The sequence below is a fragment of the Pseudomonadota bacterium genome, from assembly GCA_018823285.1.
In the GTDB taxonomy this organism is placed as follows: domain Bacteria; phylum Desulfobacterota; class Desulfobulbia; order Desulfobulbales; family JAGXFP01; genus JAHJIQ01.
Genome location: JAHJIQ010000066.1, coordinates 33,120 through 54,858, shown reverse-complemented (window position 1 = coordinate 54,858; position 21,739 = coordinate 33,120). Strand labels below are relative to the sequence as shown.

Below are 21,739 nucleotides of genomic sequence, written 5' to 3'. Positions count from 1 at the left end.
TGTGATGGCATCAAGAACACCAGCTTTCATCCAGGGTTCGTAACCCTCCGGTGGCTGGAAACGGTTACCGCCCGAGCGAAAAAAAACAATCTTCCGGGAGAAACGAGATGCCTGGTTCCGCTGCCAAAAAAGAAAAAAGGAGGGACGGAAAATGATCACCCGCCATCGTGGCCTCATCATGAATAAAGTCCGAACCAAGACGGTATTATTCCTGCGGCTGGCCCTGCCGCTTGCCTGCATGCTGCAGGCGGCGGCATGCGCTTCCAACCAGGGAGGCATTGCCGAACGGCCCTACTCGCCTCCCCCCGAGTCGAGAGTGGTCCTGCGGCCGGGTGACGAGATAGAACTGAAATTCCCCTACTGGAAAGAACTCAACGATACCCAGGTCATCAGGCCGGACGGGTACATCACCCTCCAGCTTATCGATTCGGTCCTGGCCCAGGGCCTGACGCCGGAGGAACTGGATACGAAACTGACCAATCTCTATGAATCCAAAATCAAAGATCCGGTTATCTCGGTGGTCGTCCGTTCACTGGTCGACCAGAGGATCTATGTCGGCGGCGAAATCAAGAACCCGGGCCTGCTGACGCTTCAGGGAGAAGTCAATGTCCTCCAGGCGGTCATCAATGCCGGCGGCTTCAAGGAAACGGCCCGGACCGACGAGGTGATCGTCATCCGCAGGAACGGAAAAGGCAAGGCTGTTCCGTACAAAACGGATCTTTCCGGAACACTTGACGAAACAGGCCCGAACCATACTTTCCTCCTGCAGCCAAACGATGTGGTCTATGTGCCGAAATCAACGATTGCGAACCTGAACAAGTTTGTGAACCAGTATATCACCGAGCTGTTCCTCTTCCGGGGCATCGGGCTCGGTTTCAACTATGAACTGCGCGACCGCTACAACTGACGGCGGTCGGCGACGAGAGGATCAGTCCACGGACCCAGGCCCATAAAAGTTATTGAGAGGAAATGGATATGCAGCTCCAGCACCCGCATTATTTTCCGGCCCAGCATGTTCCGCCAGAAGGCGGCTCGCTGCGGGATATTCTCTATGTCCTGTTTCGCAGAAAAAAAGCGCTCCTCCTCTTCTTCTGGGCCTCCTTCCTGGGCGTGCTCCTGCTCACCCTCCTCTCCCCCGAGATCTATCAGTCGGAGGCACGGGTGCTCATCCGGGTGGGCCGCGAAAGTCTTGCCCTCGACCCCACCGTGGACGGCCCGACCATGGCGCTCTCGCAAAGCAGGGAAAACGAAGTCAATTCCGAGCTTGCGATCATCAAAAGCAGGCTCCTTGCCGAGCAGGTCGTCGACAGAATCACTCCGGAAATTTTTCTGGCCGATGGGAACCTCAAACCCGAGGCAGGCCGGAACCCGACCTCCCTCGGCGCAATGACCGCCTCCATCAGGAAGGCTTTGCAGAAAACCGCCCATCTCTTCGGCAAAGAAGAGACCCCGTCCTATATCTCGCTCAGGGAAAACGCCATCAACAAAATGATCAAAAATCTCAAGGTCGGGGTTGAGCAGAAAAGCCACGTCATCACGATCTCCTTTGACTGCAGGGAACCGCAGTTCGGCCAGCGGGTCCTGGACCTCTTTCTGACCCTTTTCCAGGACCACCATATCAAAATCCACAGCAGCATTGCCCCGCCCCGGTTTTTCCAGGAACGGGCCGGCAATCTCTACGAAAAACTGCAGGAAAAGGAAAACGCCCTCGAAGCCTTCCGGGCCGAGCACAACATCGCCTCCATCAGTATCCAGAAGGAAACGCTTTCCGCCCGGATCAGCCGGATCCAGAGCGACCTCGCGGAAATAAACAGCCGGATCGCCGCCTCCCGCGCCAACAACGCATCTCTCGAACAGGGGCTGGCACGCCGGTCCAGGGAAGTGGAACTGGGCCGGGTTGCCGGCAGAAAGAGCACCACCTCCGATGCGATAAAAGCCCGCCTCTTTGATTTCCGGATCAAGGAGGCGGACCTGTCGGCCAGATATCCCGATCAAAACCGGCAGCTCGTCGAGGTGCGGGAACAGATCCGGGTGGCGGAAGCAGCGCTGAACAGCGAAAAAGAGACCGATGAGGTCACCACCGGGGTTGACCCGACCTATCAGGCGATGCAGCTTGCCCTGGAAACAGGCCGCGCCCGCCTTCAGGGGGAAATTGCCAGTCTGGAAGCTCTGGAAAAAACCCTCAGGGAACCAATCGCCGAGCTTGCCGCTCTGGTCAAAAACGAGACCATCGAGTCACGACTGAGACGGGACGTGAAACTCCTGGAAGAGGAATACCTCAGGTACCGTCAGGACGTACAGCGCACCGACATCTCCAGGAATCTCGACCTGGACAAGGTTTCCAATCTCAGCATCATCCAGCCGGCCACCCTGCCCGTGAAAGCGATCAAGCCGAACAAACCGGTCAATCTCGCCCTCGGCATCCTTCTGGGTCTGTTCGGCGGGATCAGTCTCGCCTTTTTCCTCGAGTATCTCGATGCTTCACTGAAAACCAAAGAGGACGTGGAAAGAAGGCTCGGCCTTTATGTGCTGGCTTCCGTCCCGTGCGAGGAGTCCGAATCATGTATGTAAACTTTTACAATATGGCGAAGGCCCCCTTCCACATCACCCCGGATCCGGAATTCCTCTACCTGAGCGCAAGCCACAAGGAGGCCCTGGGGGCGATTATTTACTGTATCGCCAAGAAAAAAGGGTTTGTTTCGGTGATCGGCGAAGTCGGGACCGGCAAGACCACCATCGTTCGTTCCTACCTGGCCATGTGCGACCGGCATCTGGTCGAACCGATCTATGTGTTCAACCCGGCCGTCACCTTCAATGAACTCCTGAAAACGATTTTCCGGGAACTGGGGATCCGGTTGCAAAGCGACAGCCCCTACGACATGGTGCAACAGCTGCATACCGTCCTGATCAGCAGGTATGAGCGGGGCCGCAATATTGTCCTGCTCATCGACGAAGCGCAGAACATGCCGGTCGAGACCTTTGAACAGCTGCGGATCCTGTCGAACCTCGAGACCCCGAAAGACAAGCTTTTACAGATCGTTCTGGTCGGCCAGCCGGAACTCGCCGAGAAACTGGCCGGCAAAGAACTGCGACAACTCAACCAGCGGCTGGCCATTCGCGCGACCCTGCGCCCTCTTTCAGCCACGGAAAGCCACGAATACGTGCTGTTCCGCCTGGCGAAAGTCACCTCCACTCCCCAGGAAATTTTCAGTTCCGGTGCCCTCAAAAAAATCATCAGGACGGCGCAGGGTTCGCCGCGAATGCTCAACATCCTCTGCGACAATGCCCTGGTGGCGGGGTTCGGTTTTCAGGAACGGAAAATCACCAGGGCGATCGCGAGTCAGGTCATCGCCGATTTTCAGGGAAACCGGCGCCCCGTTGGTTTCATCTGGAAATACGCCTCCGTTTTCGGCGCCCTGCTCCTCTCCATTTCCGTCCTGAACGGGTCACAGGTCTTCTCCTCCTTCAGAAAAGCCGATCTCGACCGGAATAAACCCGCTGGACCGGTCAACAGCCAGGCCGGGATCGAAAGGGAAACGAAACCGCCACCGGCAAGATCGCCCGCCCCGTCGGCGACCGGGCAGTCGCAGACCACCCTTCTTTCCTCAGGCCCCTTCTCGGTGTCCAGGGCAGCGGAGGGCACAACCGCCCCTCCCGATGAACCGGTGGCAGGCGAAGCGGCGGACAGAGAACCCGAAATCATCGCCGCCCCGGCGAAAAATGAACAGAAGCAACCGGAACCTTCTCCCGCCCTGAGCAAGAGCAGACCCGGACCGAGAACGATCACCGTCAGGAAAGGAGAACATCTCTCCCGGATCTGCCTCGACGCATACGGTTTCGTCAACGACCAGCTCATCAGGAGGGTCCAGGCCGGCAACCCGAAAATCTTCGACGCCGATCTGATCTTCATCGGCGACACGATCATCCTACCGGAACTTTCAAGACAGGAAAGCATACTGTCTGCTTTCCAGGCGAGGCGATAACCATGACCAAAATATTTGAAGCACTGGAATACGCAGACCTTGAACGGGGCCACGCGCGCGAAACCACGGAAATATCCATTCCCCCCCTGCAGGGCGCCGATCACAGCCCGGCCCTGTATGCAGAAACCCGCCCCGGAATTTCCGATGCCAAAAGAGGCGACCCCACCACCAGCCTCTATCAGAGCCTGGTCACCCTTCTGCCGGGAAGGAGGAGCCGGATTGTCCAGTTCCAGGGGACCCAGAAGGGAGAAGGAACCAGCACCATGGTGCGAAAACTTGCCGGTTTTGCCAGCATGAAACTGAAAAAGAACGTCCTGCTGCTGGACCTGAACCAGAAAGCGCCGAACCAGTGCAGTTTCTTTCAGGTCCAGTCCGAGCTGCCCCGGCTGGGAACAAAAAGCCAGACCAAATTGACCCGAAAGGACTTTGCCAGGGTCGACGGCACCACCCTCTATGTGACCCAGGTGTCGAGTCAGGGCCTTCCGGCCGGCATCATCTGCGAAATGTCCCGGATAGATCCGCTGCTCAACAGGCTGAAGGAGGAGTTTGACCTGGTGCTGATCGACTCGCCGGCGGCGATCAGCCGCCCGGAATGCCTGCTGCTCTCGCCGAAAGTTGACGGCGTCGTCCTGGTTGTCCAGGCGCAAAAGACCCGCTGGCAGACGGTAGAGAAGGTGAAAGACCGGATTCTGGCCCAGGACGGCAACATCCTCGGTGTCGTCCTCAATAAACGGCGCTATCCGATACCCGAATTCATCTACGAAAGAATCTGACAAAGGAGGCCGCGCATGTCTCTCTCCACCGTGTTCAAATGGTTTCACGCACCCCACAAAGTACTGTCCGACAGCCTGTACGGAGAAAAGGAATTTGCGCATATCCTGGCCAGGGAGCGCGCCAGGGCCGATCGAAGCACCCACCGGTTTTCCCTGGTCACCTTTGCCACCAGGCACGAGAAACTGGGGGGCAAGGCGGAAACCCATCTGCTGATTGAACTGAACAACCGCATGCGGGCGACCGATGAAGCAGGCTGGCTTTTGCCGAACAAGATCGGCGTCATTCTGCACAACTCCAACGCCCACAGCGCCTGGAATTTCGCCAAATACATCCAGATGTCCCTCCTTGCCAACGGCATTCAGCTGCTCTGCGAAGTTTACAGTTACCCGCCACCGCAGGATAAAGGGGCCGGGAGCGCCGAAAAAATACCCAAAAGAATCCAGCCGGAACGGGGGTTCGGGCATCACTTTACCCGCGATCTTCCGGAGCAGGAGTTGTCTCTGCTCTACCTCAAAAGGATCTCCAGAAAAAAACGGTGCCTGGATCTTCTGGGCTCGTCCCTCGGACTGATCCTCCTTTCTCCGCTCTTTGTTCTACTGTGGTGTGTGATCAAATCGGTCTCGCCGGGCCCGGCCATCTACAGGCAAACCCGAATCGGCCTCGGCGGACGCCCCTTTCAATTCCTGAAGTTCCGGACCATGGAGTACAACGCCGACACCACCGGCCATCAAAAACATCTGGCCTCGCTGATCCCGAAAGAAGACGGCGAGCGGGCGCCCGCCCGCCCCATGGTCAAACTCGACGACCACAACGACCAGATCATCCCTTTCGGCAAACTGCTGCGCAAGACCTATCTTGATGAACTGCCCCAGCTGGTGAACGTGCTGAAAGGGGACATGAGCCTGATCGGCCCCCGCCCGTCGATTCCCTATGAAGTTGCCGAATACCAGCTCTGGCACAAAGGCCGTTTTGATACGACTCCGGGAATGACCGGCTTGTGGCAGGTCAGCGGCAAAAACAGGCTCACCTTCAACCAGATGGTCCGGCTGGACATTCAGTACGCCCGCCGACAATCCCTCTGGCTGGACATCAAAATACTGCTCATGACCCCGATGACCATCGCCTCGGAACTCAAGGAAAGTCTGCACAAACGAGGGCAACTCATCAGGATCGGAACGGGACAGCCCACAAAATTCTAGAAAAAAATTCACAAAAGGGACTGAGACTATGGAGAACAAAATGATCAGGGTCGCTGTTGCAGGTTGCGGATACTGGGGGCCGAACATTATCCGCAGTTTCAACTCTCTGCCGGAGTGTCAGCTGCAGATGATCTGCGATGTTTCGCAGGAACGCCTGGCTCACATCGGAAAACTTTACCCGGACGCGAAAACAACCACCCGCTATGAAGACCTTTTGCGGGATGAGCAGCTGGATGCGATCGCCATCGCCACCCCCGTGCGCTTTCATTATCCAATGGCCCGGGAAAGCCTGCTCGCCGGCAAGCACACCTTCGTGGAAAAACCGATGGCCACCAGCGCCAAAGAATGCCGGGAACTCATCGAGATCGCCGCCGAGAAAAAACTCTCCCTGATGGTCGGCCACACCTTCGTCTACTCCCCGTCGGTCATGAAGATCAAGGAGATCGTCGATTCCAGGGACCTGGGCGAAGTTCTCTACATCAGCTCGCGGCGCTGCAACCTCGGGCTCTACCAGACGGACATCAATGTCGCCTGGGACCTGGCCCCCCACGACATCTCGATCATCCTCCACATCCTCGAACAGATGCCGGTCAGCGTCAACTGCCAGGGCAAGGCCCATGTGAACAAGAGAATCGAAGATGTCACCAACATGACCCTGAACTTCAACAACGGCGGTTTCGCCACCATCCAGAGCAGCTGGCTTGATCCCAACAAGGTCAGGGAGATGACCTTTGTGGGCAGCAAGCGAATGCTCGTCTACAACGATATCGAATCGATGGAGAAGATAAAAATCTATGACAAACGGGTCGAAACGCCGCCCCACTACGACACCTTTGCGGATTTTCAATACTCCTACCACTACGGTGATTCCTACTGCCCGTATGTCAAACAGAAAGAACCCCTGCTGATCGAAACCGCCCACTTTCTGGACTGCATCAGAAACGGCCTCAAACCCCACTCCTCGGGCAAAGAGGCTCTGGATGTCATCAAAATTCTCGAAGCCGCGTCCGCATCCCTGGAAATCGGGGGCGGGCAGGTTTCCATCACCCATATAGAGGCAGCGCCATGCAAAAAATATCATCTGATGTCCAGCTCGGCCACGGCGTGAAAATTTCCGACTTCGTCAATCTGTACGGCTGTGTGATCGGCGATCAGACCAAGATCGGTCCGTTTGTCGAAATCCAGAAAGGGGCCCGGATCGGCGCCTCCTGCAAGATTTCCAGCCACAGCTTTATCTGCGAAGGGGTGACGATCGGCGACCGGGTCTGCGTCGGCCACGGCGTCACGTTCATCAACGACAAATACCCCCGCGCCACCACCCGGGACGGCCGGTTGAAAACAGACGCCGACTGGAGCTGCCAGTCCATACTGGTCGGACACGGGGCCTCGATAGGTTCCGGGGCGACGCTGCTGGGAGGGATCTCCATCGGGGAAAACGCCATCGTCGGCGCCGGCAGTGTCGTCACCAAAGATGTGCCAAGAAATGCCATTGTCGCGGGCAATCCAGCCCGGATCTTACAACTGATGAAGGATGATGACTGATGAAAACACCACTTCTTGATCTGAAACAGCAATATGCGCTCATCCAGGAGGAAGCGCTCGCGGCAATTGCCAAAGTCCTGGACTCGACCTCCTTTGCCGGCGGGCCGTTTGTGGAAGAATTTGAAAAAAACTTCGCCGACTTCTGTCAATGCCGTCATGCCGTCGGGGTCGGCAGCGGCACCGATGCCCTCTGGATCGCCCTCCGCGGACTCGGGATCGGGGCCGGTGACGAGGTGATCACGGTGCCGAACTCCTTTATCGCCACCGCCGAGGCCATCAGCCAGTGCGGGGCCGTCCCGGTTTTCGTGGATATCGACGAAGAGAGCTACACCATGAATCCCGACCTTCTGGAAGCGGCCCTCACGCCGAAGACCAGGGCCATCATCCCGGTCCACCTGTATGGACAGATGGCCGACATGGACCCCATTTTGAGGTTTGCCGAAAAACACGGCCTGGTGGTGATTGAAGACGCGGCCCAGGCCCACGGGGCGGAATACAAGGGCCGGAGGGCCGGGTCCTTGGGCCGGGCGGGCTGCTTCAGCTTCTACCCCGGCAAAAATCTCGGGGCCTACGGCGAGGCCGGAGCGGTGGTCACCAATGACGAGACGCTGGCCGCGCGGATGCGGATCTTTCGGGACCACGGCCAGCAGCAGAAATACCATCACTCCGTCATCGGCTGGAACTCCCGGATGGACGGAATCCAGGGGGCCATTCTCGATGTCAAGCTCAAACACCTGCCGCTCTGGAATGCGGCCCGCCGGAAAAACGCCGCTCTCTACACCACTCTTCTGGAAGGGACGAAAGGGGTGGCCCTGCCCTCTGAAGCGAAAAACACGAAGCATGTCTATCACATCTATCCTGTACGCCTGCGGAACCGGGACCGGGTTCTCGCCCGGTTGGCTGAAAAGAAAATCTTCTGCGGCATCCATTACCCGGTGCCCATCCATCTGCAGCAGGCATATGCCGGCATGGGCTTCGGCGCAGGGATGTATCCGGTGGCTGAAAAATATGCCGGGGAGCAGCTCTCGCTCCCCATGTTCCCGGAGCTGACCGAGCAGCAGATCAACTATGTGACGGACGAAATCCGCCAGATTGTCACTTAGGCGAACGACAGGCGGAGACAATATTTCGCTTCCGCCGGCCGGGGCCGGCGGAAGGGACAAGGACAACCAATGACAAACCAGGTGCAGATCATCAACCCCATCGACTCACCCCGTTGGGACGAGCGGATACTGGCCACCGGCAGGGCCACCTTCTTCCATTCGGCCGCATGGGCCGCAACGCTTGCGGAAACCTACCGGTACAGGCCATGCTACTTTGCCCTGCTGACGGATGATCAGGAGATCCGGGCCATGGTGCCGCTCATGGAAGTCCAGAGTTTCATCACCGGCAGGAGGGGGGTCTCCCTCCCCTTCTCAGACTGCTGCGAACATATTAGTGAAAACGCCATCGATACCGCCTGCCTCCTGGCCTGCATCCTCTACTATGGCAAGAAGCAGGGGTGGAACTCCCTCGAATTGCGACCCGGGGGGAAAATCGCCGCAGACCGCCCTCTCTCCAACACCTACCTGGGGCACACCCTCTCTCTTTCCCCCGGAGAGGAGGCGCTCTTCAGCTCCTTCCGGGAGAGCACCCGGCGGAATATCAAAAAAGCCCTGGCCGCCGAAGTCATCTGCACAACCGGCAACAGCCTGCAGGCCGTGGAACAGTTTTACACCCTGAACTGCCTGACCCGAAAACGGCACGGGATCCCGCCCCAGCCCTTTTCCTTCTTCAGGAACGTCCACAAACACATCCTCTCCCGCAACATGGGAAATATTGTCCTCGCCTTTCACAAGGAAAAGGCCATCGCCGGGGCCGTCTATTTTCATTTCGGCAGGCGGGCCATGTATAAATACGGCGCTTCAAACAGCGATTGCCAGCAGCTGCGCGCCAACTATCTGGTGATGTGGCACGCCATCCGGCATTATGCCCGGCAAGGGTTTGAATCAATGGACATGGGGCGAACAGACCCGGACAACCACGGCCTGGTCCAGTACAAGAACGGCTGGAGCACCCGGAGCGAAGAAATCGCCTATTACAAGTATTCGCTGAACAAGCGGCTTCCCCTTCCCCTGCCAAAAAAGAGCGGCCCCTCCTTCAGCGAACGGATCGTCCCGCACCTGCCGATCCCGGTCCTCCGAATAATCGGCTCGGTCGCCTACCGCCATGTTGCGTAAAAGAAAGGGAAAAAGCCATGGCTGCCTATAACCTCTACTACAGACTCAAAAGGTATATCCCCCGGACGCTGCAGCTCTTTCTGCGCCGGCAGCTGGTCCTCGGCCAGCGCCGTCTCCACGGCAGGACCTGGCCCATTGACGAAACGGCCGGAGCCGGGCCGGCATCCCGTCATGATTGGCCGGAAGAGAAAAAATTCGCCCTGGTCCTGACCCACGACGTGGATACCGCAAAAGGGGTAGAGAACTGCCGGGAACTCATGCTCCTCGAGATGCTGCTGGGGTTCCGCTCCTCCTTCAATTTTGTCCCGGAGCGCTATGGGGTTCCTGGTGATCTCCGCGCCGAACTGACCGCCAACGGCTTTGAGGTCGGCGTGCACGGCCTGAAACATGACGGCAGGCTGTATCAGTCGAGGGAGATCTTCCGGGACCGGGCGAGACACATCAACCGCTACCTTCACGAATGGCAGGCGGTGGGCTTCCGCTCCCCTTCGATGCACCATAAACTCGACTGGATCCATGATCTGAACATCGAATATGACGCCTCCACCTTTGACACCGATCCCTTTGAACCGCAATCCGACGGGGTGGGCACCATCTTTCCCTTCTGGGTCCGCAACGGCGCACCGGGCGGGGGCTATGTTGAACTGCCGTACACCCTGCCTCAGGACTTCACCGTTTTCGTGCTCATGGGAGAGAAAAACATCGATATCTGGCGGCAGAAACTGGACTGGCTCGCGGCCAACCGAGGCATGGTCCTGCTGAATGTGCATCCGGATTACATGAATTTCTCCCGGCGCAGAAACGGGCTTGAGGAATACCCCGCCGGCTACTACCGGCAGTTTCTTGAATACCTCAGGGAACGATACGACGGCGAGTACTGGCATGCACTGCCAAAGGATATCGCCGGATTGTACAGACCGGGAATGGCGGACGAGAAAGAACGCCCCCGGGCAACTGAAGTGATAAACGCAATCACCTGCGAAGGAGCACACTATGTCCAGGAAGAAACAAACCGCCCCGGAACCGGAACATGTTCTCTTTAAAAAGGTGAAGATCAGCAACACCAATTTCACCGATGCCTTCAGAACCATCCGGGACAATATCGCCACCAGGGGCTACGCCTGCCTGACCGATGTGGGCGTCGTGATATCGGCGACCCACGATGAGGAGCTGAAACGGGCCGTCGGCAGATCGCTGATGAGTATCCCCGACGGCATGCCGCTGGCGTGGTACGCCAGGCTGCTCGGTTGCAGAAGGGTTGAGAGAATTGCCGGGGGAGAGCTGCTGCAGCGTCTGCTGGAGGACGACAACGGTCTCACTCACTTTCTCCTTGGCGACACGGATGAGACCATTTCCCGGGTGATCGAGAAGGCGAGCCGCATGAACCGGAAGATCCGGATAACCGGATACAGCCCGCCGTTTAAAACGGAGTTCACCCCGGAAGACACCAGGGATATTTTCGCCAAAATCAATGCCGTCTCGCCCGACATTATCTGGGTGAGTTTCGGCGGGGGCAAGCAGGACAAATGGATGCACCGGAACGTAGGCCTTCTTGAGCGGGGCGTCATGATCGGGGTCGGTGCGGCGTTCCGGTTCTACACCGGCGAACTCAAAACCCCGCCCCGAATTATTCAGAATCTGGGCCTGCAATGGTTCTACCGGATGATGGGGAACCCGGTCCGGTGGTTCAAACGACCGTTCCTCCTGCGCCTGCAATTCTTAATGCACTTCCCGATCGAAGTCATTAAAGGCCGTCTCGGTTCTGTGTAGCCTCCTCCGGGCCGGAACTGATTCCGGGTGCCGAAAAATCGCAAACCAGGACTAATCCTTTTGCCGGATGAACAAACTTAAAACTAAGGAGAAAATAAGCCTTTCTGCTGATTGACCGGATGATTTCATTTATGTGAGCATGACCCATAGAAGTCCTCCATAAACCGAATTGACCATAAAGAATAGAACGACTGTTTTGTGCAGTACTGAATAAAAATTAGATCAATGGAATTTTAACTATCAACAGTTGAATGAGGTCACATTGTGAAAATTTATATTGAAGCGGATGGCTGTTCAAGACGAATGAATGAGTTTGCCTCTCTACATAAATATTTTGAACTGAACAATCACGACTTTGTCAATCGACCTGATCAGGCAGATTTTATTCTTGCAGGAACATGTGCCTTCAAAGGAAAGGAGGAGGAAGAGTCCATCAAGCGCATACGTTATCTGAAAGGCATGAAAGGGAAACTTCTGGTATACGGATGCCTTCCAGACATAGCCCCGACCAGATACCATGCCGAATTCAACGGGCTTGAGTTCCTGGCCCCCAAAGATATCGATCGGATTGATTCGTATTTCGAGAACAACCAGCTGAAGTTCAGGGATCTTCAACCCCAGAATATTATTCCGGAAAAGATGAAGTCAACCTCTCTCCAGTCCGCTATCGGCAAATTTAAAGAGGAGTTTGAGTTTTCCAACAAATTCCTGGTGAAGGCAAAAGATTATGCCGGAAAAAAGATCAGGAGTTCCCTGCATCTGCACCAAGAGGTTTTCTATCTCTTTATATGCCGGGGCTGTCTTGGCAAATGCACCTACTGCGCGATCAAACGGGCAATCGGGCCGCTCAAAAGCACCGACGGAAATGAAATAGTCAATCAGCTGCGGGAAGGAATCGCCTCAGGGCACAAAAAATTCACGATTCTTGGCGACGATGTGGGCGCCTACGGCAAAGACCGGAACGACACCTTCCCCAACCTGCTGGGCCACCTCCTCAAGGAATCAAACGGCCATAACGAATCGGTAAAACCGCACCATAACGGCGCGATCGGGTTCCATATCGAGGAAATCCATCCGAAGTGGATGACCCTCTACCAAAAGGAGATGCTGGAGCTTGTTTCCACCCGGAGGATCAGAAGCATCCTCTGCCCCATTCAATCGGGAAATAACCGGATTCTGGGGTTGATGAAAAGAGAACATGACGCCCGAGGTATTTCTGCGGTCCTGTCCGGCATTCGCACCCTGCACCCCGGGATCAGACTGAAGACCCAGATCATTGTCGGATTTCCTTCCGAAACGGAAAGTGAGTTCAAACAAACTTTGACCCAGGTCGACAGAAACCGGTTCGATGAAGTGACGGTCTTTCCATACGATGCCAAGGAAAACACCCCGGCGAATCATATCGGGCCACGCGTTTCAGCCCAGGTGATCTCCGAACGGGTCGAGAAAGCCCTGGCATTTTTTAAAACCCGTAAAATCAGCGCCCACTTGAATTGCCAGAATTAAGCGGCCGGAAGCGGGAAATGGGCAGGAGCCGCACGCTCTCCTGCCCCAACGAAACTAAATATTGCACCAGCAACCGGGGATTTGGCCTATGGCGATCAGCGGCAATGTAAACAGGCGGTTTGAGCACAAGGAAGGTCTTGCGGCTTACTTTTCAACCCAGAGTGATGCCTGGCGGAAAAATTACGACCGGAATCACTCCGGAGAGCTGAGCCTGTATAAACGGGACATCATCAAGAGAAAAGAAACCGTGCTTCATCTGCTGGACAAACACGCCTCCGGGGGCTCTCTGGACATCCTCGATATCGGCTGCGGCGCCGGGATCCTGATGAAGGACATGCTGCAGCGGGGGCACAAGGTCGTCGGCTCCGACATCTCCGAGGAAATGCTCGAGGAAGCCCGGAAAAATACTGCCGCTTTCCCCCCGGCCAGGAAAATGATTGTCCCGGGGGATCTTGAGAACATCTCTTTCGCCGACAGGACCTTTGATTTCGTCACCTGCGTCGGCGTGCTGGAGTACCAGAAAAGCGACCAAACGAGTGTCCGGGAAATCAGCCGGGTCCTGAAAGACGGCGGGTTTGCGATCGTCACCCTCCCCAACCTGCTCCGGTTCAAAAACATCCTTGACCCCTATTACCACATCAAGCTCCTGCCCAGGGTTCTCAGAAAATTGCGCTGGAAAGCCAAACCCGGCCATTCCGATCTCGTCGGGTCGTTTGAACGTAACGAAAACCTCACCAACCGGAAGTTTTATTACGGACAATTGAACCACCTTTTCCGTTCCTCCAACCTTAAAATCGTCGATTACGTGAGCATCGGCTACAGCCCGCTGGTCACGGTCTGGCGCAGGAGCATTCTGCCCAAGGCCATGGCCGTCAGGGTCGGCAGCTATCTGGAACACAAAGCTTCATCGAGGCCCTCTCTCTTGAAATGGATTCCAAACAGGTGGGTGATATGCGTGCAAAAAACAGCCAATTGAAGCCGGCAATTATTCTCACAAGTCATACGATGGGGCTTGGGGTCATCCGCTCCCTCGGGATCATGGGCGTCCCCCTGTATGTCTATTATTACGACAGGAAAGACATGGGATATGTCTCGAAATATGTCAGGGAGGCGACCCTCTGCCCGCACCCGGAAAAGCAGGAGAGCGAGTTTATAAGGGCCATTCTCGGCTCCGCCGAAAAGCTCGCCGGGTCCCTGCTGATCCCCGCCGATGACGCGACCCTGTCGGTCGTTTCCAGGAACAAAGCCCTCTTTGAAAAACATTTCAAGGTCGCCTGCCCCGACTGGGCGACGACCATCAAGTACATCGACAAAAAATACACCTACCGGCTTGCCGATCAGATCGGCGTACCCTGCCCGAAAACGATTGTCCCGGAAAACCTCGCCGAAGTGCGGCGGTATTCGCGGGAGATCCGGTTCCCCTGCATCGTCAAGCCCTGCGAAAGCCACAAGTTCTTCGAGGTCTTCGGCAAAAAGATGACGATTGTCCACTCCCCGGAAGAGATGATCGATGCTTATCAGGAAGCGGCAGACGCGCGGATTGAAGTGATGCTCCAGGAGTATATCCCCGGCGGTGACGCCAACGGGGTGAATTACAATTCATACATTCATGGAGAGAAAACCGTGGTCGACTTCACGGCGGAAAAAGTCCGCTTCTCGCCGCCCGGAATCGGGGTGCCGCGGGTGGTTGTTTCAAAGTACGTGCCTGAGGTGATCGAGGCGGGACGCAAGATCCTGAACGCGATCGGCTACCAGGGATATTCCTGTACCGAATTCAAAAAAGACCCCCGTGACGGCGTCTACAAGCTGATGGAGATCAACGGGCGGCACAACCGCTCGACCCTCCTGGCCGTCCGCTGCGGGATCAACTTTCCCTGGATCGAATACGCCCATTATTTCAACGAGGATGTCGAATTCAACCCGAACTGGAAAGACGGCGTTTACTGGATCGACGAGCTCCGCGACATCATTCACAGCGTCAAGCATTTCGGGGAGGAACGCTACAGTTTCAACCAGTATATCCGGCCATACCTGAGCCCCAACGTCTTTGCCATCTTTGATGCAAAAGATCTGAAACCATTTTTCAAAAGACTGGTCGATTTAATGAAGATGGCCGCCGGCTATGTCCTCCGGCCGGCAAACATCTTTGCCCTCCGACCATCAAACATCAAGGAGTGAATTCATGAGAGCTGATGCCATTGCTTTGGAAGAAAAGAGGCTTGAGGAAGTGTCGACAGTCGATGACTACCAGGCCTTTCATGAGCGGCACCGGATATTCCCGGCAATATTCGAGGACCGGAACCATACCAGAATCCTGGACACCTCGGCCGGGGTGGGCGTTTTAGGCCGGAGAATCAGGCAGGCCTACGACGCGGAACTCCTGTGCAACGACATCTGCCCGAAATGTTTAAAGACCATGCAGCAGAGCGGCCTCGACACGATCTCTTTCGACATCGACGACAAGGACAAGCCGTTCCCCCTTGCTGATAAAAGTTTCGATGCGGTCATCTCACTGGCCACCATCGAGCATCTGATCCAGATCGATAATTACATGGAGGAGATCCGCCGGATTTTAAAGGATGACGGGTACCTCTACATCTCCGCGCCGAACTACAACGGTCTCGCCTACCTGCTGCCCATGGTGGTCACCGGAAAGACCTTTCACGATCCGTTCACCGAGCCGGACCGCTATGAGTTCTACGCCCACGTCCGCTACTTTACCCATCGGACCCTGCTCGACTACGTCAGCGCCTTCGGCTTTTCCCCCGAGGCGGTGTACCTCGCCCTGCCCGAGAGCAGCTCTAGGTTCCGGAAACTGAAAGAAAAATCGAAAGTAAAGGCCGCAATCTTCAGGCACGGCATGAAAATGCTCTACAGCGTTTCCCCGAGATGGGCATCGGAACCGGTGCTCTGCTTCAGGAAATCCGCGGTGCCGTCAACCGGCAAACCCAGGTGTGTTCTTATGTAATACCACGGGATCTTGCCGGCGACACCGGCCATCTTCTCCACACCCTCAACGCAAGAAGGATCGCCAATGATCACTCCGATAATCCTCGCCGGGGGCTCCGGCACCAGACTCTGGCCGCTGTCCCGGGAACTCTATCCCAAGCAGCTCCTGCAGCTCGTGGGCGACCAGTCACTTCTGCAGCAGACGGTTCTGCGGCTGAACAATTTTCCGGACGCCGCACCGCCGATCGTCGTCTGCAACGACGAACACCGTTTTCTGGTTGCGGAACAGCTGCGCAAGGTGTCGGCAGCGCCTGCCGCAATCCTTCTGGAACCGGTCGGCCGCAACACCGCGCCGGCCACCGCCGTGGCGGCGATCCACGCCCTTGCCGCCAACGGCGGGACCCCGCTCCTTCTGGTCCTGCCCGCCGACCACCTGATCCAAGACACCAAAACCTTTTGCGACGCGGTCCTCGCCGCGATGCCGGTGGCCGAAACGGGGAAGCTGGTCACCTTCGGGATCGTCCCGGACAAGGCGGAAACGGGATACGGCTATATCAGGCAGGGCAAGGCGGTCGGGAACTTTCCGGCCGGCAAGCACACGTGTTTTGCGATTGAAGAATTTATTGAAAAGCCGGATCCGGATCTCGCCCGGCTTTATTTCAAGAGCGACAGGTACCTCTGGAATTCCGGCATGTTTCTTTTCCGCGCCGACTCTTTTTTGGAGGAGCTGGATCAATTCGCGCCGGAGATGGTCGCCTGGTGCCGGAAAGCCCATGCCACCCTGAAAAGCGACCTTGATTTCCAGCGGCTGGACCGGGAGGCGTTTGCCGCCTGCCCGGCCGATTCCATCGACTATGCGGTCATGGAGAAGACCTGCAGGGGGGTGGTGGTGCCGGTGGCCCCCGGCTGGAGCGACATCGGTTCCTGGTCGGCATTGTGGGAGGTCGGCGACAAGGACCCGGAAAACAATGTGACCCGGGGCGATGTGGTTGCCCACGACACCCATGACTCATATCTCCACGCCCAGCACCGGCTGCTGACCACCGTGGGGGTGAAGGACCACATCATCATTGAAACCGCCGACGCCGTGCTGGTCGCCCACAAGAACAAGGTGCAGGACGTGAAGAAGATCGTGAGCCGCCTCACCGCCGGCAGACGGCCGGAGACCAACTTCCACCGTCAGGTCTTCCGCCCCTGGGGCTCGTACGAAAGCATCACCACCGGCGACCGCTTTCAGGTCAAAAGGATTATCGTGAACCCCAACGCCGTTCTCTCCCTGCAGAAGCACCACCACCGGGCGGAACACTGGATCGTGGTGAAAGGGACCGCCAAAATCACCAGAAACCAGGAGACCTTTATCCTGAGCGAAAACGAATCCACCTTCATTCCACTGGGGCACACCCACCGCCTCGAAAACCCCGGGGTGATCCCGATGGAGCTGATCGAGGTGCAGAGCGGCTCCTACCTGGGCGAGGATGATATTGTCCGATTCACCGACAACTACGGCCGGGCGAATTTGTCTCCATCCGGCGCCAAAGGCGGCGAGGCGGGAAAGATGGAGACCCGCGGCACCCGGCCCCGCCCCGCTCCGGCAGGGGGAGGGATGCGTGTCCCACCGCACCGGCACGATTCGCCGGTCATCCATCAATCCTGATCCCGTCTCCCGGGAAAAGGCGTTGCGGATACACCATAAATAACCCCTTGGGTTGATTGACCGGGTGAACCGATTTTTGAAAAAATGCTTACAGGGTCTGCTTTTGCATGCCGTCGCCAGACCCGGCAACCGTCTTCTCAGATAAACGGGAACATGTTGAAAAGGAACAAGATGCTGACCGGACAGAATATCATATGTTTCGGGTCCTCATCCTGGCAATATCCGGGGCTGCAGCAGACCACCATGCGCCTGCTGGCAGATAAAAACAGGATCCTCTACGTCAACGCCCTCGGCAGCCGCAATGTTTCCCTGAAGCTGTCCCAGTGCCGCTTTTATTTCAACAGGATCAAAAGGCAGTTCCAGAAGAACCCGGTCACAACGGACGGCACCGTGGTCTGCAATCCCTTCGTCATCCCTTTTGTCTACAACCCGCTGGCGACCAGATGCAACCGGGCGCTCCTCCGGGCGCAATTTCACCGGTTGCTGCCGAAGATCAACTTCCGCGATTACATCTTATGGGTGGGCACCCCATCGGCCGCCCCCTTTCTCGATCTGTTCAACCCCGCTCTGACCATCTACAACCCGGTCGACCGCTACCGCGCCTTCTCCTTTGTCAACGGCGAGAAGATCCGGGCCTACGAAAAACTGATCGGCGCCCGGGCGGATGCGGTCATCTGCACCTCCGATGCGATCAGAAACGACATGGCCGAGTTCAACCGCCACGCCTTTGCCGTTACCCACGGGGTGGATGTCGATCATTTCCATTCCGCGCTGTCCCGGGAATACCGGCTGGAAGACCTTGAGAAACTGCCCAAACCGATCATCGGCTTTTTCGGCGGCCTTTCGGAACGGGTCAACTACCACCTGCTCGGCAGGATCGCCCGCCGCTATCCGGACGCGAGCCTCGTCCTGATCGGCAAGCAACTGCACAGCCTGGCCGAACTGGAAGGCCTGAAAAATGTCCATCTTCTCGGGTACCGGGACTTCGATCTGCTGCCCCAGTACATGAAACACTTTTCGGTCTGCCTGATCCCCTACCATGTCAACGAACTCATGGAGGCGGTCGACCCCATCAAGCTGCGGGAATACCTGTGCCAGGGCAAACCGGTGGTCAGCGTCGATCTGCCGGAGGTCAGGAAGCTTGCAGAGCTGGTCTACATCGGCAGGGACGAGGAAGAGTTCGTCGCCATGGTGGGCAGGGCCCTGGAGGAAAAGGACCCTGCGCTTGTGGAAGAACGGATCAAGACCGCCCGCCGGAGCGAGTGGTCGGTGAAGATCGCGGAAATATCGGCAATCGTGAACGACGCTTTTATGCGGAAAAACCGGGTGCAGTAGAATGGTGGAAAAGATCGTCATGGCGCTTGTCATCCCCTTCGGCCTGCTGTGCCTGATCAGGCCTTTTTACCTCCTGTACCTGCTGCCGACGATCATGGTCCTGGGCTTTGCCCCGTCGGTGAGCTACGAAAAGACCCCGCTCTTACGAATCGGCTCCATCAATCTTTTCATCACCGACTACCTGATCCTGATCCTGTTGTTCCTCCTGACCGTCATGGTGGCCAAGAACCTGTTTTTCAAACGCCACCTTCTGGAAGGCCTGATAGAGGGGCGGATCAACAAACTGGTGCTCCTCTTTTTTCTCTGGTCGATTTTTATCGGTTTTCTTTCCTACGGCAAAGGCTTCGCGCTCCAGAATATCCTGCGGAACCTCTCCACCGAAGCGCTGATGTTTATCGCCGTCCTGGTCCCGACCATCCCCGATATTGAGCTGAAAAAGGAAAAGTTCTTCAGGTACAGCATCTTTCTCGGGCTGCTGCTGGTTCTCTTCTCCTTATGGAAATACTTTACCCATGACGTCGAATTCACCAGCAGCGGCACCCGGCGGACCCTGCTCGGCAACACCGTCGTGATTTTCATGCTGCCCATCTGCTACATGCTCTTTTACAGCCGATACTACCGGCTGCACCGGATGCTCGCCTGCACCATGATCGCTTTCCTGGCGATCGGCATTGCCCTGACCGGCCATCGTTCAGGCTTTGTGACCCTCGCCTTTGTCCTTTTCTTCTACTTCACAACCAGGGATTTCAAAATGCTCGAGTACATCTGGGTGCCGACCGCCGGTATCGCAATGGTCATCCTGACGGTCCTGATTGCATCGATGCTGCAGATCACCCCCGGCAAATCACTTGCCGGCGACATGCTGCTGCGGATCGGCGACACCCTCAACCTGGAAAACAAAACCACCGTGGAGAGGCTCTCGAAATGGGACGACTCCCTTGAAATCACCAGACGCTATCCGCTCCTCGGCCTGGGGCGGTTCCCGGTCCATACCGACTCGATCACCGAAGACTCCAACCTGAAACTGAAGGAATCATTCGCCGACTTCAACCGGGCGACCCACAACATGTTCGCGGAACAACTCGCCAACACCGGACTGCTTGGGTTGTCGGTGATGATCTTTTTCCTGTATGGCATCTTCAGGCAGTTTAAAAATCTTCCCGCCCGGGACCGGCGATATGCCGATTTCCTGAAGACCTATCTCTGGTCGCTTCTTGTCTTCAGTCAGTTCAACACCTCTTTCACCGATCCGCTGGGAAAGATATTTTTCTTCATCGTTCTTGGTTTCTTCAACGCCCGGCTGCTGCAAGAACAAACCGGCATCCAGCCTGTTCACAGCGCCCCGGTTTTTTACCGCAATTTTTTAAAAACTCCCGGAGAGGCCCATCGTTCCAATGGATGATGCAATCAAACGAAATTTATTTTCAGGAGGGTTGTGGGTCGTCGGGCTGAAAATCCTGGCCCTGCCGATCGGCCTCATCCTGGTCGCCCTGCTGACCAGAATGCTTTCGGCAGAGGAGATGGGAGTCTATTTCCTCTGTGTAAGCCTCATGGATTTCCTGGTGCTCTTTTCCTTGCTGGGGATGGAACGGTCGATTGTCCGCATTATCTCCGGGTCACTGGCCCTGGCGATGCCGGGGCGGGCCCGGCAGGCAATCCGCAGGACATTGTCGATCGGAGCGTTGTCGGCCATGGTGGCCGCCGCACTGCTTCTTTCAGGGTTCGGCCGGTTTGTGTCGGTCAGGATATTCAATTCAGTCGTGATGGGCGAACTCATCTCCTACCTCGCAGTATGGTTGGCCCTGGTGACCCTGCAGAGGTTGATCGCCGAGTCTTTCCGGGGCCTGCACGACACCAGACTTGCCACCCTGTTTGACGGACTGATTCCAAACTTTCTCTACATTGCAGTGCTGGCAACACTTTTCCTGCTGGAGGTGAAAATAGACATCAATACCGCCTTGTTGATCCTGATCTGCACCTACGCGGTAAATATTCTGGCAGGTTCGGCGGCGTTATTTCAAAGCACTTCCCGCTTGAGTGGCGCCGGGTCGATTCATGCCTCCGAAATACTGAAGACTTCATGGCCGTTCTGCTTCTCGGCCATTTTCCTGACCGGCCTGCAGCAAGGCCACCTCTGGCTGCTCGGATATTACAGCACCGCCGAAAGCGTCGCATTATACGGCGCCGCCTGGAGGGTGGTGATTCTGCTCACGGCAACCCTGCAAATTGTGAGACTGGTCATTCCGGCCATGGTCGCCAAGCTGTATGCCGAAAAAAAACATGCCGACCTTGAAAAAGTCCTCAGAAGCACCGCGACGATTGCCGGGGTGCCATCGATAATCGCCCTGCTGTTCATCCTGATTTTCGGAAAAACCATACTGCATCATCTCTATGGAGAGAGTTATGCCGGCGGCAACCTGATCTTAACCATTCTGGCAGTTGCCAATATCATCAACCTCTGCACCGGCGTGCCGGGGGTGCTCCTGATGATGTCTTCAAAGGAGAAGGTGCTTCTGGCAATCTCCATCTTCAGCGGTTCTTTAAGCATTCTGGTGAGCTTTGTCCTGATCGGCCGCTACGATTATATCGGGGTTGCCATCGGGGCAGGGACGGGCATCGCTGTCCAGAATCTGCTGATGGCCGGTTATTGCCTGAAAAAAATGAGGATCAATACCTTTATCAGCCTGAAGGAGATCTGCCTTTTCAAGGAAAATCTCTTGTCGGTCATCGCCGTCGGCAGGCAGAGATTTCTCCTCAAGACAAATTATCAGCGCAATGCCTGAAAGCGCTAAAACAACAACAATGGCC

General features: G+C 56.5%; 19 protein-coding genes. All 19 read left to right on the top strand.

Annotated features, from left to right (window positions below):
* Nucleotides 1-151: 151 nt before the first annotated feature.
* On the top strand, nt 152-907 hold the full coding sequence (locus tag KKG35_15000) for a polysaccharide export protein (GenBank protein ID MBU1739438.1): 756 nt from the start codon (nt 152-154) through the stop codon (nt 905-907).
* A 68-nt stretch (nt 908-975) separates the two neighbouring features.
* Nucleotides 976-2,571, top strand: a complete 1,596-nt coding sequence (locus tag KKG35_14995; protein ID MBU1739437.1) for a hypothetical protein — start codon at nt 976-978, stop codon at nt 2,569-2,571.
* A complete protein-coding gene (locus KKG35_14990; protein MBU1739436.1) occupies nt 2,562-3,983 on the top strand; it encodes an AAA family ATPase in 1,422 nt (473 codons plus the stop codon). The genes KKG35_14995 and KKG35_14990 overlap by 10 nt, the downstream gene beginning before the upstream one ends.
* A gap of 2 nt (nt 3,984-3,985) precedes the next feature.
* The gene (locus tag KKG35_14985; protein ID MBU1739435.1) at nt 3,986-4,756 is read left to right on the top strand and encodes a hypothetical protein; all 771 of its coding nucleotides are present in this window, start codon (nt 3,986-3,988) and stop codon (nt 4,754-4,756) included.
* A gap of 15 nt (nt 4,757-4,771) precedes the next feature.
* The gene (locus tag KKG35_14980) at nt 4,772-5,956 is read left to right on the top strand and encodes a sugar transferase (protein ID MBU1739434.1); all 1,185 of its coding nucleotides are present in this window, start codon (nt 4,772-4,774) and stop codon (nt 5,954-5,956) included.
* Between the two features lie 40 nt (nt 5,957-5,996).
* Nucleotides 5,997-7,064: a Gfo/Idh/MocA family oxidoreductase gene (locus KKG35_14975; GenBank protein ID MBU1739433.1), complete on the top strand. Its 1,068-nt coding sequence runs from the start codon at nt 5,997-5,999 to the stop codon at nt 7,062-7,064.
* Nucleotides 7,022-7,498 (top strand): N-acetyltransferase, encoded by a 477-nt coding sequence (locus KKG35_14970; GenBank protein ID MBU1739432.1) that lies wholly within the window; start codon nt 7,022-7,024, stop codon nt 7,496-7,498. The genes KKG35_14975 and KKG35_14970 overlap by 43 nt, the downstream gene beginning before the upstream one ends.
* Nucleotides 7,498-8,601, top strand: coding sequence for a DegT/DnrJ/EryC1/StrS family aminotransferase (locus KKG35_14965; protein ID MBU1739431.1), 1,104 nt, complete (start codon nt 7,498-7,500; stop codon nt 8,599-8,601). The genes KKG35_14970 and KKG35_14965 overlap by 1 nt, the downstream gene beginning before the upstream one ends.
* Before the next feature lie 69 nt (nt 8,602-8,670).
* A complete protein-coding gene (locus tag KKG35_14960) occupies nt 8,671-9,717 on the top strand; it encodes a GNAT family N-acetyltransferase (GenBank protein MBU1739430.1) in 1,047 nt (348 codons plus the stop codon).
* A 17-nt stretch (nt 9,718-9,734) separates the two neighbouring features.
* The gene (locus KKG35_14955) at nt 9,735-10,760 is read left to right on the top strand and encodes a hypothetical protein (GenBank protein ID MBU1739429.1); all 1,026 of its coding nucleotides are present in this window, start codon (nt 9,735-9,737) and stop codon (nt 10,758-10,760) included.
* Nucleotides 10,711-11,487 carry a WecB/TagA/CpsF family glycosyltransferase gene (locus tag KKG35_14950; protein ID MBU1739428.1) on the top strand — a complete coding sequence of 259 codons (777 nt, stop codon included), beginning with the start codon at nt 10,711-10,713 and terminating at the stop codon, nt 11,485-11,487. Before KKG35_14955 ends, KKG35_14950 begins: the two co-directional genes overlap by 50 nt.
* Before the next feature lie 264 nt (nt 11,488-11,751).
* Nucleotides 11,752-12,993, top strand: coding sequence for a radical SAM protein (locus KKG35_14945; GenBank protein MBU1739427.1), 1,242 nt, complete (start codon nt 11,752-11,754; stop codon nt 12,991-12,993).
* 88 nt (nt 12,994-13,081) lie between these two features.
* Nucleotides 13,082-13,969, top strand: a complete 888-nt coding sequence (locus KKG35_14940; protein MBU1739426.1) for a methyltransferase domain-containing protein — start codon at nt 13,082-13,084, stop codon at nt 13,967-13,969.
* On the top strand, nt 13,945-15,171 hold the full coding sequence (locus KKG35_14935; protein MBU1739425.1) for a hypothetical protein: 1,227 nt from the start codon (nt 13,945-13,947) through the stop codon (nt 15,169-15,171). The genes KKG35_14940 and KKG35_14935 overlap by 25 nt, the downstream gene beginning before the upstream one ends.
* 4 nt (nt 15,172-15,175) lie before the next feature.
* The gene (locus tag KKG35_14930) at nt 15,176-15,961 is read left to right on the top strand and encodes a class I SAM-dependent methyltransferase (protein MBU1739424.1); all 786 of its coding nucleotides are present in this window, start codon (nt 15,176-15,178) and stop codon (nt 15,959-15,961) included.
* A gap of 66 nt (nt 15,962-16,027) precedes the next feature.
* Entirely contained in the window at nt 16,028-17,596 is a 1,569-nt protein-coding gene (locus KKG35_14925; protein MBU1739423.1) for a mannose-1-phosphate guanylyltransferase/mannose-6-phosphate isomerase, read from the top strand.
* A gap of 153 nt (nt 17,597-17,749) precedes the next feature.
* Nucleotides 17,750-18,931 carry a glycosyltransferase gene (locus KKG35_14920; protein ID MBU1739422.1) on the top strand — a complete coding sequence of 394 codons (1,182 nt, stop codon included), beginning with the start codon at nt 17,750-17,752 and terminating at the stop codon, nt 18,929-18,931.
* Between the two features lies 1 nt (nt 18,932).
* Nucleotides 18,933-20,333, top strand: a complete 1,401-nt coding sequence (locus KKG35_14915; GenBank protein ID MBU1739421.1) for an O-antigen ligase family protein — start codon at nt 18,933-18,935, stop codon at nt 20,331-20,333.
* Entirely contained in the window at nt 20,326-21,714 is a 1,389-nt protein-coding gene (locus KKG35_14910; GenBank protein MBU1739420.1) for an oligosaccharide flippase family protein, read from the top strand. The genes KKG35_14915 and KKG35_14910 overlap by 8 nt, the downstream gene beginning before the upstream one ends.
* Nucleotides 21,715-21,739 lie beyond the last annotated feature (25 nt).

Excerpts from the sequence above, each read along its gene's own strand:
- KKG35_14920 (MBU1739422.1), top strand. The coding sequence starts at position 17,750 with ATGTTGAAAAGGAACAAGATGCTGACCGGACAGAATATCATATGTTTC.
- KKG35_14925 (MBU1739423.1), top strand. The coding sequence starts at position 16,028 with ATGATCACTCCGATAATCCTCGCCGGGGGCTCCGGCACCAGACTCTGG.
- KKG35_14970 (MBU1739432.1), top strand. The coding sequence starts at position 7,022 with ATGCAAAAAATATCATCTGATGTCCAGCTCGGCCACGGCGTGAAAATT.
- KKG35_14955 (MBU1739429.1), top strand. The coding sequence starts at position 9,735 with ATGGCTGCCTATAACCTCTACTACAGACTCAAAAGGTATATCCCCCGG.
- KKG35_14975 (MBU1739433.1), top strand. The coding sequence starts at position 5,997 with ATGATCAGGGTCGCTGTTGCAGGTTGCGGATACTGGGGGCCGAACATT.
- KKG35_14995 (MBU1739437.1), top strand. The coding sequence starts at position 976 with ATGCAGCTCCAGCACCCGCATTATTTTCCGGCCCAGCATGTTCCGCCA.
- KKG35_15000 (MBU1739438.1), top strand. The coding sequence starts at position 152 with ATGATCACCCGCCATCGTGGCCTCATCATGAATAAAGTCCGAACCAAG.
- KKG35_14985 (MBU1739435.1), top strand. The coding sequence starts at position 3,986 with ATGACCAAAATATTTGAAGCACTGGAATACGCAGACCTTGAACGGGGC.
- KKG35_14980 (MBU1739434.1), top strand. The coding sequence starts at position 4,772 with ATGTCTCTCTCCACCGTGTTCAAATGGTTTCACGCACCCCACAAAGTA.
- KKG35_14940 (MBU1739426.1), top strand. The coding sequence starts at position 13,082 with ATGGCGATCAGCGGCAATGTAAACAGGCGGTTTGAGCACAAGGAAGGT.
- KKG35_14965 (MBU1739431.1), top strand. The coding sequence starts at position 7,498 with ATGAAAACACCACTTCTTGATCTGAAACAGCAATATGCGCTCATCCAG.
- KKG35_14990 (MBU1739436.1), top strand. The coding sequence starts at position 2,562 with ATGTATGTAAACTTTTACAATATGGCGAAGGCCCCCTTCCACATCACC.
- KKG35_14910 (MBU1739420.1), top strand. The coding sequence starts at position 20,326 with ATGGATGATGCAATCAAACGAAATTTATTTTCAGGAGGGTTGTGGGTC.
- KKG35_14960 (MBU1739430.1), top strand. The coding sequence starts at position 8,671 with ATGACAAACCAGGTGCAGATCATCAACCCCATCGACTCACCCCGTTGG.
- KKG35_14935 (MBU1739425.1), top strand. The coding sequence starts at position 13,945 with ATGCGTGCAAAAAACAGCCAATTGAAGCCGGCAATTATTCTCACAAGT.
- KKG35_14930 (MBU1739424.1), top strand. The coding sequence starts at position 15,176 with ATGAGAGCTGATGCCATTGCTTTGGAAGAAAAGAGGCTTGAGGAAGTG.
- KKG35_14950 (MBU1739428.1), top strand. The coding sequence starts at position 10,711 with ATGTCCAGGAAGAAACAAACCGCCCCGGAACCGGAACATGTTCTCTTT.
- KKG35_14915 (MBU1739421.1), top strand. The coding sequence starts at position 18,933 with ATGGTGGAAAAGATCGTCATGGCGCTTGTCATCCCCTTCGGCCTGCTG.